11 protein-coding genes are annotated in these 15,374 nt (G+C 61.4%); 7 read left to right on the forward strand and 4 right to left on the reverse strand.

The window, feature by feature from the left end; genetic code table 11:
• Window positions 1-953: 953 nt before the first annotated feature.
• The 7 genes from CAG25_RS24040 (at window position 954) to CAG25_RS24070 (ending at window position 10,812) form a co-directional block, all read left to right on the forward strand.
• Window positions 954-2,114, forward strand: coding sequence for an efflux RND transporter periplasmic adaptor subunit (locus CAG25_RS24040; RefSeq protein WP_074691007.1), 1,161 nt, complete (start codon window positions 954-956; stop codon window positions 2,112-2,114).
• Window positions 2,111-5,212, forward strand: a complete 3,102-nt coding sequence (locus CAG25_RS24045) for a multidrug efflux RND transporter permease subunit (RefSeq protein ID WP_085610953.1) — start codon at window positions 2,111-2,113, stop codon at window positions 5,210-5,212. Before CAG25_RS24040 ends, CAG25_RS24045 begins: the two co-directional genes overlap by 4 nt.
• Window positions 5,213-5,220: 8 nt before the next feature.
• Entirely contained in the window at window positions 5,221-5,898 is a 678-nt protein-coding gene (locus CAG25_RS24050) for a heavy metal response regulator transcription factor (RefSeq protein ID WP_011335857.1), read from the forward strand.
• Window positions 5,888-7,252 carry a heavy metal sensor histidine kinase gene (locus CAG25_RS24055; RefSeq protein ID WP_085610954.1) on the forward strand — a complete coding sequence of 455 codons (1,365 nt, stop codon included), beginning with the start codon at window positions 5,888-5,890 and terminating at the stop codon, window positions 7,250-7,252. The genes CAG25_RS24050 and CAG25_RS24055 overlap by 11 nt, the downstream gene beginning before the upstream one ends.
• A gap of 211 nt (window positions 7,253-7,463) precedes the next feature.
• Window positions 7,464-7,685 carry a hypothetical protein gene (locus CAG25_RS24060; RefSeq protein ID WP_085610955.1) on the forward strand — a complete coding sequence of 74 codons (222 nt, stop codon included), beginning with the start codon at window positions 7,464-7,466 and terminating at the stop codon, window positions 7,683-7,685.
• Between the two features lie 196 nt (window positions 7,686-7,881).
• On the forward strand, window positions 7,882-9,198 hold the full coding sequence (locus tag CAG25_RS24065; protein WP_085610956.1) for an OprD family porin: 1,317 nt from the start codon (window positions 7,882-7,884) through the stop codon (window positions 9,196-9,198).
• 108 nt (window positions 9,199-9,306) lie between these two features.
• The gene (locus tag CAG25_RS24070; RefSeq protein WP_085610957.1) at window positions 9,307-10,812 is read left to right on the forward strand and encodes a sensor domain-containing diguanylate cyclase; all 1,506 of its coding nucleotides are present in this window, start codon (window positions 9,307-9,309) and stop codon (window positions 10,810-10,812) included.
• A gap of 131 nt (window positions 10,813-10,943) precedes the next feature.
• Here the strand turns inward: CAG25_RS24070 and lpxC are convergent, their stop codons facing one another.
• The 4 genes from lpxC to CAG25_RS24090 all read right to left on the reverse strand — a co-directional run bounded on the left by lpxC (window position 10,944) and on the right by CAG25_RS24090 (window position 15,373).
• Complete coding sequence (gene lpxC, locus CAG25_RS24075; RefSeq protein ID WP_007956752.1) at window positions 10,944-11,855, reverse strand: UDP-3-O-acyl-N-acetylglucosamine deacetylase; 912 nt, start codon at window positions 11,853-11,855, stop codon at window positions 10,944-10,946.
• 112 nt (window positions 11,856-11,967) lie between these two features.
• Window positions 11,968-13,164: a cell division protein FtsZ gene (gene ftsZ / locus CAG25_RS24080; protein WP_007956754.1), complete on the reverse strand. Its 1,197-nt coding sequence runs from the start codon at window positions 13,162-13,164 to the stop codon at window positions 11,968-11,970.
• Window positions 13,165-13,231: 67 nt separating this feature from the next.
• Window positions 13,232-14,491, reverse strand: a complete 1,260-nt coding sequence (gene ftsA / locus CAG25_RS24085; RefSeq protein ID WP_007956755.1) for a cell division protein FtsA — start codon at window positions 14,489-14,491, stop codon at window positions 13,232-13,234.
• A gap of 15 nt (window positions 14,492-14,506) precedes the next feature.
• Window positions 14,507-15,373 carry a cell division protein FtsQ/DivIB gene (locus CAG25_RS24090; protein ID WP_039766241.1) on the reverse strand — a complete coding sequence of 289 codons (867 nt, stop codon included), beginning with the start codon at window positions 15,371-15,373 and terminating at the stop codon, window positions 14,507-14,509.
• Window position 15,374 lies beyond the last annotated feature (1 nt).

Raw genomic sequence — 15,374 nt, forward strand, 5'->3', positions numbered from 1 at the left:
CGGGTGCCTTTTTCGGGTGGGGGGGGGAATCCGAGGGTGGGTCGGGTATCAGTTTGTCCATGAAAAACTCCTACTTGGCTATGGAGCCATCCCTTGTCGTTTCCACACGACAAGAGGTGGCAGCTGTACGCAGGGTGGAAAACCGATAAGTAGGCAACCGGCCAGACCGAAGTCTGCCTGCGCACAGCCGCCGCGACGCAGTTTGCAGACGAAAGAAGACATCGGCAACGATTACGGGGAGATGCTTTGCAACTACTTGAAATCAGGTTTCCACACCTGTTCGCTGAATTGGCAGCGACAGCCAAAGACTAGAGAGCGCACTTCCGACGGACAACCTGAAAACATTGTGGGAAGGATCGCCGAAACAGACACAACTTTTAAACATTCGAGAATGGAACGCGGAGCGTCCCGGGCGGCATTCCCACGCGGAGCGTGGGAACGATCAAACAGTCTGCAGTTGTTTTCCGTTTTCCGCTGTTCGCTTCCCACCACTCAAAACAATGAGCGTTAGCTCGAGTACCGCTCTTGACGTGCCGGCCCCATCGGAAGGCTGAGTGGAGGGATTTATCCGGGGGTGGGAGCGCAGCGACCGTTTGGCGAAGCCAAACACATCGAGAGGAGGTGCAGCGAAGCAAACCGTAGGCGATGCCCCCGGATGAATCCCGGAACGAAGGGACGCCGAGCCACAGCGAGGCGCCGAACGCAGGGGCCCAGACCTTTGGTTCCTTTGGGGCGTTTGCCAAAGGGACTCGCCGTAAGGGCGAAACCGCCAGCGGGCGCACCCGAAGAAACGGATATGTACTCGATAAATCCCCAGAATGGTCGGCCCAAAGGCCGCCAAGTCAAAAGCCGAAACTGACAGCGCCGTCAGTTAGCCGTCACCCTCCTGACCCCCAAACAAGTTTATAAAGACAAAACCTGCCCAAACCCCGTCCCCCTGGCGCCCCACAAGCATGCAAATCCAGAAGAAAAAAGCCCTGCTCGCCACCCTGTTGATCGCCCTCGCAGCCGCAGGTCTGTGGTACGCATACAAACCCGCCCCGGCCAAACTGGCAGCCCCCACCGCCATCCCGGTCAGGGTCGTCGCCGTCAGCGAAAAAGACGTCCCCCGCTACACCAGCGGCATCGGCTCGGTCCTCTCACTGCACAGCGTCGTGGTGCGCCCACAGATCGACGGCATCCTCACCAAGCTTTTGGTCAAAGAGGGCCAACTGGTGAAACAGGGCGACCTGCTCGCCACCATCGACGACCGCTCGATCCGCGCCAGCCTCGACCAGGCCCGGGCGCAACTGGGCGAAAGCCAGGCGCAACTGCAAGTCGCGTTGGTCAACCTCAAACGCTACAAACTGCTCAGCGTCGACGACGGCGTCTCCAAGCAGACCTACGACCAGCAACAGGCACTGGTCAACCAGCTCAAGGCCACCGCCCAAGGCAACCAGGCCTCGATTGACGCGGCCCAGGTACAACTTTCCTACACCCAGATTCGTTCCCCGGTCACCGGCCGCGTCGGGATTCGCACGGTCGACGAAGGCAACTTCCTGCGCATGACCGACACCCAGGGTCTGTTCACCGTGACCCAGATCGACCCGATCGCCGTCGAGTTCTCCCTGCCCCAGCAAATGCTGCCGACCCTGCAAGGCCTGATCAGCGACCCGCAGCGCGCACTGGTCAAGGCCTACATCGGCGCCGACACCGATGGCGAAACCGGCAACCTGCTCGGCGAAGGTCACCTGACCCTGATCGACAATCAGATCAACGCCAACACCGGCACCATCCGCGCCAAGGCCGAGTTCGACAACCCCAACCAGAAACTCTGGCCGGGCCTGCTGGTGACGGTAAAGATTCAGACAGCGCTGGATAAAGATGCGCTGGTGGTTCCGCCCACCGTCGTACAACGCGGCCTCGATCAACACTTCGTGTACAGGGTCAACGGCGACAAGGTTGAAGCGGTGCAGGTGCAAATGGTTTATCAGGGCAGCGGTCAGGACATCATCAAGGGCGTGAAGCCCGGCGACGTATTGGTCAGTGACGGCCAGTCGCGGCTCAAGCCCGGTTCGACCGTGCAGGTCATGAGCGAACCGCCGCAGGTGGTGCAAGCGGAGCCCAAGCCATGAAGCAGCACAAAGGCGTTTCGACCTGGTGCATCGATCACCCGGTGGCGACGATTCTGCTGACCATCGCGCTGGTACTGGTCGGGGTGATTGCCTTCCCGCGTCTGCCGATTGCCCCACTGCCGGAAGCGGAATTTCCGACGATCCAGGTCTCCGCCCAACTGCCCGGCGCCAGCCCCGACACCATGGCTTCATCCGTGGCCACGCCGCTGGAGGTGCAATTCAGCGCCATCCCCGGCATGACCCAGATGACCTCCAGCAGTGCGCTGGGCTCCACGTTGCTGACCCTGCAATTCACCCTCGACAAGAGCATCGACACCGCCGCCCAGGAAGTGCAGGCCGCGATCAACACCGCCGCCGGCAAACTGCCGAAAGACATGCCGACCCTGCCGACCTGGAAGAAGGTCAACCCGGCCGACAGCCCGGTGCTGATCCTCAGCGTCAGCTCCACGCAAATGCCCGGCACCGAACTCAGCGACCTGGTGGAAACCCTGCTCGCGCGTCAGATCAGTCAGATCGACGGTGTAGGCCAGATCAACATCACCGGTCAGCAACGTCCGGCAATCCGCGTGCAGGCCTCGGCCGACAAACTGGCGGCCATCGGCCTGACCCTCGCCGACATTCGTGTGGCGATCCAGCAGACCAGCCTCAACCTCGCCAAGGGCGCGCTGTACGGCGAATCGAGCATTTCCACGTTGTCGACCAACGACCAGTTGTTCCACCCCGAGGAATACAGCCAGCTCATCGTTTCCTACAAGGACGGCGCCCCGGTTCACCTCAAGGATGTCGCCAAAGTCGTCAACGGTTCGGAAGATGCCTACGTGCAAGCCTGGGCCGGCGATCGACCGGGGGTCAATCTGGTGATCTCGCGCCAGCCCGGCGCCAACATCGTCGAAACCGTCGACCGGATTCAAGCCGCCCTGCCCGGCCTCGAAGCCATGCTGCCGGCCTCGGTGCAGGTCAAAACCCTGATCGACCGCACCCAGACCATCCGCGCCTCGCTGCATGAGGTGGAAATCACCCTGCTGATCGCGATCCTGCTGGTGGTGGCGGTCATGGCGCTGTTTCTGCGCCAACTGTCGGCGACGATGATTGTCTCGGCGGTGCTCGGCGTGTCGCTGACGGCCAGTTTCGCCTTGATGTATTTGCTCGGTTTCAGCCTGAACAACCTGACCCTCGTGGCCATTGTGGTGGCCGTGGGCTTCGTGGTCGACGATGCCATCGTGGTGGTGGAAAACATCCACCGTCATCTGGAGGCCGGCGACAGCATGCGCGACGCCGCGATCAAGGGCGCCGGCGAGATCGGTTTCACCGTGGTGTCGATCAGTTTCTCGCTGGTGGCGGCGTTCATTCCGCTGCTGTTCATGGGCGGCGTGGTCGGGCGCTTGTTCAAGGAGTTCGCCCTGACGGCCACCTCGACCATCATGATTTCCGTGGTGGTATCGCTGACGTTGGCGCCGACGCTGGCGGCGCTGTTCATGCGCAAACCGGTGCATCACACCCATGACAAACCGGGCTTCAGCGAACGCCTGCTCGGCTGGTACGAAAAAGGCCTGCGCCGCGCCCTCGCTCACCAGAAACTGATGATCGGCGTGTTCGGCATTTCCGTCGCACTGGCGATTGGCGGCTACGTGTTTATCCCCAAGGGTTTCTTCCCGGTGCAGGACACCGGTTTCGTCCTCGGCACCACCGAAGCCGCCGCCGATATTTCCTACAGCGACATGGTGAAAAAACACCTGGCGATGGCCGAAATCGTCGCCGCCGACCCGGCCGTGCAGGCGTTCTCCCACTCGGTGGGCGTGTCCGGCAGCAACCAGACCATCGCCAACGGCCGCTTCTGGATCGCCCTGAAAAAACGCGGTGACCGCGACGTTTCGGCCAGCCAGTTCATCGATCGCATTCGTCCGCAACTGATGAAAGTCCCCGGCATCGTGCTTTACCTGCGCGCCGGCCAAGACATCAACCTCAGTTCCGGCCCGAGCCGTGCGCAATATCAATACGTGCTCAAGAGCAACGACGGGCCGACCCTCGCCACCTGGACCCAGAAACTCACCGAGAAACTGCGCAGCATCCCGGCGTTCCGTGACATTTCCAACGACCTGCAACTGGGCGGCAGCATCACCCACATCAGCATCGACCGCAGCGCCGCCGCGCGTTTCGGCCTGACGGCGAGTGATGTCGACGAGGCGCTGTACGACGCCTTCGGCCAGCGGCAGATCAACGAGTTCCAGACCCAGGTCAACCAGTACAACGTGATCCTGGAACTGGACACCAGACAGCGCGGCAAGGCCGAAAGCCTCAACTATTTCTACCTGCGCTCGCCGCTGAGCGGAGAGATGGTGCCGCTGTCGGCGCTGGCCCGATTCGACGCGCCGACCATCGGCCCGCTGTCCATCGCCCACGACGGCATGTTCCCGGCCGCCAACCTGTCGTTCAACCTGGCGCCCGGTGTGGCACTGGGCGATGCGGTGATTCTGCTCAATCAGGCCAAGGCCGAGATCGGCATGCCGACCGCGATCAGCGGCAACTTCCAGGGTGCGGCCCAGGCGTTCCAGAGTTCGCTGAAAAGTCAGCCGTGGCTGATTCTCGCGGCGCTGGTGGCGGTGTACATCATTCTCGGCGTGCTCTACGAGAGCTTCGTCCATCCGCTGACGATCATCTCGACCTTGCCGGCGGCGGGGCTGGGTGCGGTGATCATGCTGTGGATCTGCGGGCAGGACTTTTCGATCATGGCGTTGATCGGGCTGGTGCTGCTGATCGGTATCGTGAAGAAGAACGGCATCCTGATGATCGATTTCGCCCTGGAAGCGCAGCGTCATCGCGGGCTGTCGCCGCAGGATGCGATTTTCGAAGCGTGTATCACCCGCTTCCGGCCGATCATCATGACCACCCTCGCCGCGCTGCTCGGCGCCCTGCCGCTGATGCTCGGTTACGGCACCGGCGCGGAACTGCGCCAGCCGCTGGGGATCGCCGTTGTGGGTGGTCTGCTGGTCAGCCAGATGCTGACGTTGTTCACCACGCCGGTCATATACTTGTGGCTCGAGCGGCTGTTCCACAAGCCCAAACCTGCGCCCATTGCGGCGCTGGCAACGACAGACTGAGGCGGGTCATGCGCGTTCTGATTATCGAAGACGAAGAGAAAACCGCGGACTACCTGCACCGCGGCCTGACGGAACAGGGTTACACCGTGGATCGGGCCCGCGACGGCGTCGAGGGCCTGCACCTGGCACTGGAAAGCGACTACGCGGTGATCGTCCTCGACGTGATGCTGCCGGGCCTCGATGGCTTTGGCGTATTGCGCGCGCTGCGTGCGCGCAAGCAGACGCCGGTGATCATGCTCACCGCCCGCGAGCGGGTCGAAGACCGAATCCGCGGCCTGCGCGATGGCGCCGACGATTACCTCGGCAAACCGTTCTCCTTCCTCGAACTGGTGGCGCGCCTGCAAGCGCTGACCCGGCGCAGTGGCGGCCATGAACCGGTGCAAGTGAGCATCGCCGATCTGTGGATCGATCTGATCAGCCGCAAGGCCACCCGCGCCGGGACGCGGCTGGATCTGACGGCGAAGGAGTTTTCCCTGCTCAGCGTGCTGGCCCGGCGTCAGGGCGAAATCCTCTCGAAAACCGCGATTGCCGAGATGGTCTGGGACATCAATTTCGACAGCGACGCCAACGTGGTCGAAGTCGCGATCAAGCGCCTGCGCGCCAAGCTCGACGGGCCGTTCGACGAGAAGCTGCTGCACACCATCCGGGGCATGGGTTATGTGCTGGAGAGCCGTGGTGTCCAGTAACTCTATCGCGCTGCGCTTGAGCGGGATGTTCACGCTGGTGGCGCTGCTGGTGTTCCTGTTGATCGGCGGCGCGCTGTATCAACAAGTGGACAAAGGCCTGGGCCTGCTGCCGGAAGCGGAACTGGACGCACGTTACAGCGTGCTCGAATCGGCGCTCAACCGCTATGGCACCCCCGAGCACTGGGTGAAGATCAACGCCAAGCTCAAGCTGCTCGGCGAAGAAGACAAGCGCATCCGGTTCTGGGTGGTCAGCGGCAATCCGGGCTATGAATTCGGCGAGCCCGATGTCTCGATCCGCGCGTTTGCCCAAGGCCCGCTGGGCATGCGCGACCTGCAACTGCCCGACCATCCCTATCCGCTGAAAGTGCTGCTCACCGAACTGCCGGCCAAGGATCAACGCCCGCCGCTGCGCTTCATGATCGGCATCGACACCGAGACCTTTCACCAGACCCAGCATCAGTTGCTGATCGCGCTGGTGAGTCTGGCGGTGATCGGCGTGCTACTGGCTTCGGCGTTGGGTTACTGGGTGGCGCGAATCGGCCTCAAACCGCTGATCAAACTGTCCCACGAAGCCCAGCGGCTGGCACCGCCGTTGCGGGCCGGGCGTCTGCGACTGTCGCCGTTACCGCCGGAACTGGAGCAGTTCGTCGACTCGTTCAACTCGACGCTGGAGCGGGTTGAGCAAGCCTATTCACGTCTCGAATCCTTCAACGCCGACGTCGCCCATGAACTGCGCTCGCCGCTGACCAACCTGATCGGCCAGACCCAGGTCGCCCTGACTCGCGGGCGCTCGGCCGAGCATTATTTCGAAGTGCTGCAATCCAACCTCGAAGAGCTGGAACGCCTGCGTTCGATCATCAACGACATGCTGTTCCTGGCCAGCGCCGATCAGGGCAGCAAGGCCACCAAACTGACGTCGACTTCGTTGGCCGATGAAGTGGCGACTACTCTCGAATACCTCGATTTCATCCTTGAGGATGCGCAGGTCCAGGTCCACGTCAGCGGCGATGCCCAGGTGCAGATCGAGATTGCTCATCTGCGCCGGGCCTTGATCAATCTGTTGAGCAACGCAGTGCAACACACCGCGCCGGGACAGGTGATCGAGGTGCAGATCACGGTCGAGGAACATCAGGTCAGCATCGGCGTGGCCAACCCCGGCTCCCCGATTGCCAGCGAGCATTTACCGCGCTTGTTCGAGCGCTTCTACCGGGTCGATGCGTCGCGCAGCAACAGCGGCAACAACCACGGATTGGGGCTGGCGATCGTCAAGGCGATTGCGCTGATGCATGGTGGGGATGTGTTTGTGCGCAGTGATCGTGGGATGAATACCTTCGGGATTCATTTGCCGGTCTGACCCCACCCCTCATCGTTCCCCACGCTCTGCGTGGGAACGCCGCCCGGGACGCTCCGCGTCCCTCTCAAGCCGAGCCCGGAAACGACCTCCCCCCGCTGATCTTTGCTTATGCCGTAACAGTCATTTATGAAAATCACGCTGTTTCCCAACGCCCGGCAACCTTATCTTTGCCCGCACCAAACAGCACTTGCCAAGCAAGAAGGTTTTCAAGATGTCCAACAGTATGGGTATTGCCAGCGCTTTCGTTTTGTCCTCATTGATCCTGTCGCCGATGGCGATGGCTGAAGAATCCCAGACGTTCGTAGCGCAAAACGCCGCTCGCGCTCAAGCATTCGAACAGCATCAGGCAGAAGTGATGGCCAAGGCTCAGGACGCTACGCAAGCCCCGCAGGCCTTAAATTCTCAGGCTCAAACCTCCGAGAAAGACAGCTGAGTCGCGCACCGCGCAACATTTCCCTCGACGCGGTTGTTTGGCTCTTCCCGTTCAACCGTCGTCCTTGCAGGCCGCTGATTTTCAGCGGCTTTTTTTCGTTGTGGTCTGAAAGCTGTCTGGTACGTCTTTAACAACTGGAAATATCCCGCACCTCAAGACATTGAAGTGTCAGTTGACCCAAGGAGCTTTACCGCACGTGCGTTACCCAGTTCGTTTCACCCCGCTGTTCATTGCAATTGCCGCAACGATTGCCCCCGCCGCCCATGCTGCCGAAGCCGAGCAGCAAGGTTTCGTCGAAGGCTCGAGCCTGAACCTCAATGCCCGCAACTACTACATGAACCGCAACCGTCTGCAGCAGACGGACGACAACATCGAGTGGGGCCAAGGGTTCCTCGGCAAATTCGAGTCGGGCTACACCGAAGGCACGGTCGGCTTCGGCCTCGATGCCCACGCCATGCTCGGTCTGAAACTCGACGGTGGTGGTGGTACGGACAACTCCAGCATCCTGCCGGTCAGTGACGGCAGCGGCAAAGCGCCGGGGTCGTTCTCCACGGCGGGCGCCACCCTGAAAATGCGGGCGTTCGATACCGAGTTGAAGGCCGGCGACCTGTTCCTTGCCAACCCGGTGATCGCCGGTGGCGAGACGCGCATGCTGCCGCAGACCTTTCGCGGCCTCAGCCTGACCAACTACAGCTTCGACGGCTGGATGATCGAAGGTGGTCAGGCCAGCTTCACCAAACCCTACAACCAGAGCGGGCACAAACGCATCGGCACCTCTTACGGCACCCTCGCCGACGGCGACAAGAGCCAGCACCTGAACTGGGCCGGCGTGGCCTGGAGCGGCGTCGAAGGCCTGACCAGCAGCCTGTATGCCTCCGAGTTGAAGGACATCTGGAACCAGTACTACTACGACCTCGACTACACCTGGGCGCTGAATGATCGGGTGACCCTCAACCCGGGCCTGCACTTCTATCACACCCAGGACACCGGCGACGCGCTGCTGGGCAACATCGACAACAACACCTACAGCCTGCATTTCACCGTGGGCATCGGCAGCCACAGCGTTACCGCCGCGTATCAGCGGGTCAACGGCAACACGCCGTTCGATTACATCAGCCAGGGCGACAGCGTCTACCTCGACAACTCGCAGCAGTACTCGGACTTCAACGGCCCGAACGAGCGCTCGTGGAAACTCAAGTACGCCTACGACTTCGCCGGCGTCGGCCTGCCGGGGCTGACCTCGTCGCTGTCCTACTCACGCGGTACGCTGGACCTGACCAAGGCCGATCCGGACAGCAAGGGTTACGCCTCGTGGTACAGCGCCGAAGGCCGCAACGCCAAACACTGGGAGCGCGACATCGATCTCAAATACGTGGTGCAGAGCGGCCAGGCCAAAGACCTGGCGGTACGCCTGCAATGGGCGACCAACCGCGGCGGCAACGGTTACGGCGCAATCGATACGGACACCGATGAATACCGTGTGATCATCGACTACCCGATCAACGTCTTCTAAGATCGGCGCTGCGATAAAAGGCCAGCCTGACGCGCTGGCCTTTTTCTTGCCTGTGGCAGCGAGCGGGTACAACTACGCTTAGAAGAACCCCCAACCGAAAACCGGACCATGATCGCGAGCCGCACCCCTACCGTTCCCGGCACGACCGGACGCTCCGAGCTGCTGTTGATCTCAGGCAGCCTGCTGAGCGTGATCGCGATTGTGTGCATCGTCACGTTCCTGCTGATCCGTGAACGCGCCAACGCCCAGGAATCGGCCACCCGTGGCGCCACCACCATCGCCCAGCTGATCGACGCCGATGTACTGCGCACCGTCGAGCTGTATGACCTGACGCTGCAAGGGCTGATCGCCGCCGCCCAGCGTGACGACCTGAAAGACGTGTCGCCGCAGATCCGCCATCTGGCGTTGTTCGACCGCTCCACCACGGCGCGCTTCAAGGGCGACATCCTGTTGCTCGACAAGTATGGCGAGGTGATTGCCGACTCCTCGCGGGTCGATCCGCTGCCGGGCAATTTCGCCGACCGTGACTACTTCCTCGCCCACGCCTTCAACCGCGACACCGGCATGTTCATCAGCCGTCCGTTCAAACCCCGCTGCGACTGCGATGACGCGAACCAGTGGCGGATCAGTTTCAGTCGGCGCATTTCTTCAGACACCGGTGAGTTTCTGGGCGTGGCCGTGGCGTCGATGAAGCTCGATTACTTCGATCAGTTGTTCAACAGCCTCGACATCGGCATCGACAGCACTCTAAACATCATCAACAACGACGGCATCCTGCTGGCGCAGAAGCCTTATCTGCAGAGCGACTCGATCGGCAAGAGCTTTGCCGCCCGGCCCAATGTGGTGCGGATTCTGCGCGACAACAACGGCAATGGCAGTTTCAACAGCATTTCGAGCATGGATTATCAGCAACGGCTGTACACCTATTCGCGGGTCGGCAATCTGCCGCTGACGGTAATCGTTGCCCTGTCCAGCGAGGAAGTGTTCGGCGCGTGGCGACGCACGGCGATCCTGATCAGCGGCGCTACCGGCGTGTTATGTGCCGGTCTTCTGTGGCTGACCTGGCTGCTGGCCAGGGAGCTGCGCCTGCGTCAGCGGGCCGAACATGAACTGGCACAACTCGCCGCAACTGATGCCCTGACCGGGGTCGCCAACCGGCGGATGCTCGATCAGTCACTGCGCCACGAGTGGTTCCGCGCCCAGCGCTCGGGCAAGCCGCTTTCATTGCTGATGATCGACGCCGACCACTTCAAGGCCTTCAATGACCGCCACGGGCATCAGGCCGGAGATCAGGCGTTGCGTGAACTGGCCAGGGTGATCACCGCCAATGTGCGGCGTCCGGCGGATCTGGTGGCGCGGTATGGCGGTGAGGAGTTTTCGGTGATCCTCGCGGAAACCGACAGTGCCGGGGCGCAGCAGATCGCCGAACACATTCGTGCAGCGGTGGAGCAATTGCCGAGCCTGAATCAAGACCAGTCACCGATGACCGTGAGCGTCGGTATCAGTACCTGGACGGCGACGAGCGAAATCAGTCTGGAGCAGCTGTTGTTCGCGGCGGACAAGGCGTTGTATCAGGCCAAGGAAGGTGGGCGAAACCGGGTCGTCGTCGCTTGATGGGTGTTTTGGCCTTTCTGGCCTCATCGCTGGCTTGCCAGCGATGAGGCCGGTACAGCCAATGCAAAACCTGCGGGCATAAAAAAAGGCCACCGAAAGGTGGCCTTCAAAAAACTAGAGAGGTTTTTTACTTACACCGCCGCAACCGGGCGCATGTAAGAGATTGGTGCAGTGCTGGCGTCTTCGAACGTCACGACTTCCCAGGCATCTTTCTGCTCAATCAACTTGCGCAGCAGCTGGTTGTTCAGTGCGTGGCCGGACTTGAAGCCCTTGAACTCACCAATCAGGCTGTTGCCCAGCAGGTACAGGTCGCCAATCGCGTCGAGGATCTTGTGCTTCACGAATTCGTCTTCGTAGCGAAGGCCGTCTTCGTTCAGTACGCCATCGGCATCGACCACGATCGCGTTTTCCACGCTGCCGCCGAGTGCGAGGTTGTGCTTGCGCAGGTACTCGATGTCACTCATGAAACCGAAAGTACGGGCGCGGCTGACTTCTTTTACGAACGAAGTGCTGGAAAAATCCACGCTTGCACTTTGGGTGCGGTCCCGGAAAACCGGGTGATCGAAATCGATCTCGAAGCTCACCTTGAACCCTTCGAAAGGGACGAAAGTGGCGCGCTTGTCGCCGTCTTCCACTGTCACTTCACGCAGGATGCGGATGAATTTCTTGGCGGCGTCCTGTTCTTCCAGGCCAGCCGATTGAATCAGGAATACGAAAGGTCCTGCGCTGCCATCCATGATCGGGACTTCAGACGCGGAGAGCTCGACGTAGGCGTTATCGATGCCCAGGCCAGCCATGGCCGAGAGCAGGTGCTCCACCGTGTCTACCTTCACGTCACCGTTGACCAGCGTCGTCGACATGGTTGTCTCGCCGACGTTGGCCGCGCGAGCCGGTATCTCGACAACCGGATCGAGATCGGCACGACGAAAGACGATCCCGGTGTCGACAGGTGCAGGCTTGAGGGTCAGGTAAACCTTCTCCCCGGAGTGCAGACCTACACCGGTGGCACGGATAATATTTTTCAGTGTGCGTTGTTTAATCATGGCATGGGCCGCTTCAGCGCAAATTGCGAACTGGTATCAACAAAGGCTGGCGATGATAGCAGACCGAGCCTTTGCTGAACACCAATCACCTGAATACCCCTGATACATTTCATCAATCGGCCTGACGACGCAGGAAAGCCGGGATGTCCAGGTAGTCCAGGTCATCTTGCGGATTCATCTTCGCGGCAGTCGCAGCACCGGCCTGAGCCTGGTTGCGCATGACGGTCGGACGGTCCAGGTCACGGTAATTCACCGCTGGCTGCTCCTGACGAGCGGGTGCCGGTTGCTGTACCTGAGCAGCCGCCATCGAGGTGTGAACGGTGTTGTCGATGACCTTCACAGGCTTCTCGATTTTCGCGCCCAGACCGGTGGCAACCACAGTCACATGCAGTTCGTCGCGCATGTCCGGATCGATAACGGTACCGACCTTGACCATCGCGTGCTCGGAAGCGAACGCTTCGATGATCGAACCCACGTCGGAGTACTCACCCAGGGACAGGTCAGGACCGGCAGTGATGTTCACCAGGATGCCGCGTGCGCCTTGCAGGTTCACGTCTTCCAGCAGCGGGTTGCGAATGGCTGCTTCGGTCGCTTCACGTGCACGGTTCGGACCGCTGGCGCAGCCAGTGCCCATCATCGCCATGCCCATTTCGCTCATCACGGTACGTACGTCTGCGAAGTCGACGTTGATCATGCCCGGACGCTTGATGATGTCGGAGATACCGCGAACGGCACCGGCCAGTACATCGTCAGCCTTGGCGAAAGCCGACAGCAGGCTTGCGTCCTTGCCGAGGATGGTCAGCAGTTTTTCGTTCGGAATGGTGATCAGCGAGTCGACGCTTTCCGAGAGCATGCGGATGCCTTCGTCGGCGATCTGCATACGCTTGCGGCCTTCGAACGGGAACGGACGGGTCACGACCGCAACGGTCAGGATGCCCATTTCCTTGGCCACTTCGGCGATGATCGGCGCCGCACCGGTACCGGTACCGCCGCCCATGCCGGTGGTGATGAACACCATGTTGGTGCCGGCCAGCACTTCAGCGATGCGCTCGCGATCTTCCAGCGCAGCCTGACGGCCGACTTCCGGGTTGGCGCCGGCGCCCAGGCCTTTGGTCACGCCGGTACCCAATTGCAGAATGGTGCGCGCGCCGATGTTTTTCAGCGCTTGAGCATCGGTGTTGGCGCAGATGAATTCCACGCCTTCGATGTTGCTCTTGACCATGTGATTGACAGCGTTGCCGCCGCCACCGCCAACACCGATAACTTTGATTACCGGGCTTGCGGGGATGTTGTCTACGAGTTCGAACATTTTCCCTCTCCTTACATTCTCTAGTTTTTTCGCCTACTGCTGTTTGTTGCGGTGCTGCGGTAAAGCATTAGAAGTTGCCTTGAACCCACTTCTTCAAACGGTCCAGCAACGGCGCCTGCGGCTCATCGTTGCTGTAGCTGTCGCGGCTGCCGATGCCCGAGAACGAGATCCCGTCGGACTGCTTCTGCAGGCCGTACATCAACAAGCCAACGCCAGTGGAATAAATCGGGTTGCGTACCACGTCATCCAGACCTTTCACGCCGTGGGGCACGCCCAGGCGGACCGGCATGTGGAAGATTTCTTCGGCCAGTTCCGTGGCGCCTTCCATCTTCGAGGTACCACCGGTCAGCACGATGCCGGCCGGGATCAGGTCTTCGTAGCCGCTGCGACGCAGCTCGGCCTGGATCAGGGTGAACAGTTCGTCGTAACGCGGCTCGACCACTTCGGCCAAGGCCTGACGGGACAGTTCGCGCGGCGGACGGTCGCCGACGCTCGGCACCTTGATGGTCTCGCCGGCACCGGCCAGTTTGGCCAGGGCGCAGGCGTAGCGGATCTTGATCTCTTCGGCGTACTGGGTCGGGGTGCGCAACGCCATGGCGATGTCGTTGGTCACCTGGTCGCCCGCAATCGGGATCACCGCCGTATGGCGGATCGCGCCTTCGGTAAAGATCGCGATGTCGGTGGTGCCGCCGCCGATGTCGACCAGGCACACGCCCAGCTCTTTTTCGTCGTCGGTCAGGACCGAGTAGGCCGAGGCCAGTTGCTCGAGAATGATGTCGTCGATTTCCAGACCGCAGCGACGCACGCATTTTTCAATGTTCTGTGCGGCGTTGACGGCGCAGGTGACCACGTGAACCTTGGCCTCCAGACGCACGCCGGACATGCCCAGCGGCTCGCGCACGCCTTCCTGGTTATCGATCACGTAATCCTGCGGCAGGGTGTGCAGCACACGCTGGTCGGCCGGGATCGCCACCGCCTGGGCGGCGTCGAGTACGCGCTCCAGGTCAGCCGAGCTGACTTCGCGATCACGAATCGCGACGATGCCGTGGGAGTTCAGGCTGCGAATGTGATTGCCCGCCACGCCGACGAACGCCGAGTGAATGCGGCAGCCCGCCATCAGTTGGGCTTCTTCGATCGCGCGCTGGATCGACTGCACGGTGGACTCGATGTTGACCACCACGCCTTTCTTCAGGCCGCGGGACGGATGAGTGCCGATCCCGACGATTTCCAGCGAGCCGTCGTCCGCAACCTCGCCGACCAGCGCCACCACCTTGGAGGTGCCGATATCGAGACCGACGATCATTTTGCCGCTTTGCACGTTTGCCATGGGTCCTGCCTCTTCTTAATTCTTTGCGACAGCGGGTTGGGCTGTCGTCGGCGCTACTGGTTCCCGCCAGCCAACAGCGAGGCCGTTGGCGTAGCGCAGATCGATGCGCGCAATGTTCGTAATCTGTTCTTTGAGCGTCTTGTCATAGATGGCAATGAAGCGGCGCATCTTTTCCACCAGGTTGCCGCGTCCCAGCAGCAGCTCGATCCCGGGGCCGGAACTGCCGGCTCCGGTGGTCAGGAACCAGCTGCCGCGTTCACGCAGCTCCAGCCGCGCAATCGAGAAGCCCAATGGCCGGAGCATCTGGCTCAGCACCTGGTATTGCTGCATCACTTGCTGCTGGGCCCGCTGTGGACCGAACAGCTGCGGCAGGTGTTCGTAGTTCGCCAGTTCCTTGGGCGTGAACGCCTGGCCCTGGTTGTTGAGCAACGACTCGTCGCCCCAACGGGCCACCGGCAGTTGCTCTTCGAGGCGGATCACCACCTGGTCCGGCCACACCCGACGTACTTCGGCGTGGGCGATCCACGGCATCTGCTCCAGCTCGGTGCGCATGCTCGCCAGGTCGATGGTGAAGAAGCTCGACGCCACATACGGGGCGATCCGCTGCTGCACCGCTTGCTGACTGATGTAACTCAGGTCGCCCTGCACCGCGATCTTGGTGATTGGCCGGTCGGCGTACGGCAGCAAACGCTGTGCGCCTTCGTAAGTGCCGAACCCCAGAGCCACCAGCAGCACCGGCCAGAACAGACCTTTCAAAAAGCCGAAGTTGGCTTTTGGCAGGCGCGCGGACATCGGCTCTTTGGCCACCATTCGGCTGGCACCCCGCGGCACCGGCTTGCGACCGGGTGCGGGTGGCTGATGTCTGAGATGAGCGCCTTGCATG

The organism is Pseudomonas sp. B16(2017), from assembly GCF_002113205.1.
GTDB lineage: Bacteria > Pseudomonadota > Gammaproteobacteria > Pseudomonadales > Pseudomonadaceae > Aquipseudomonas > Aquipseudomonas pharyngis.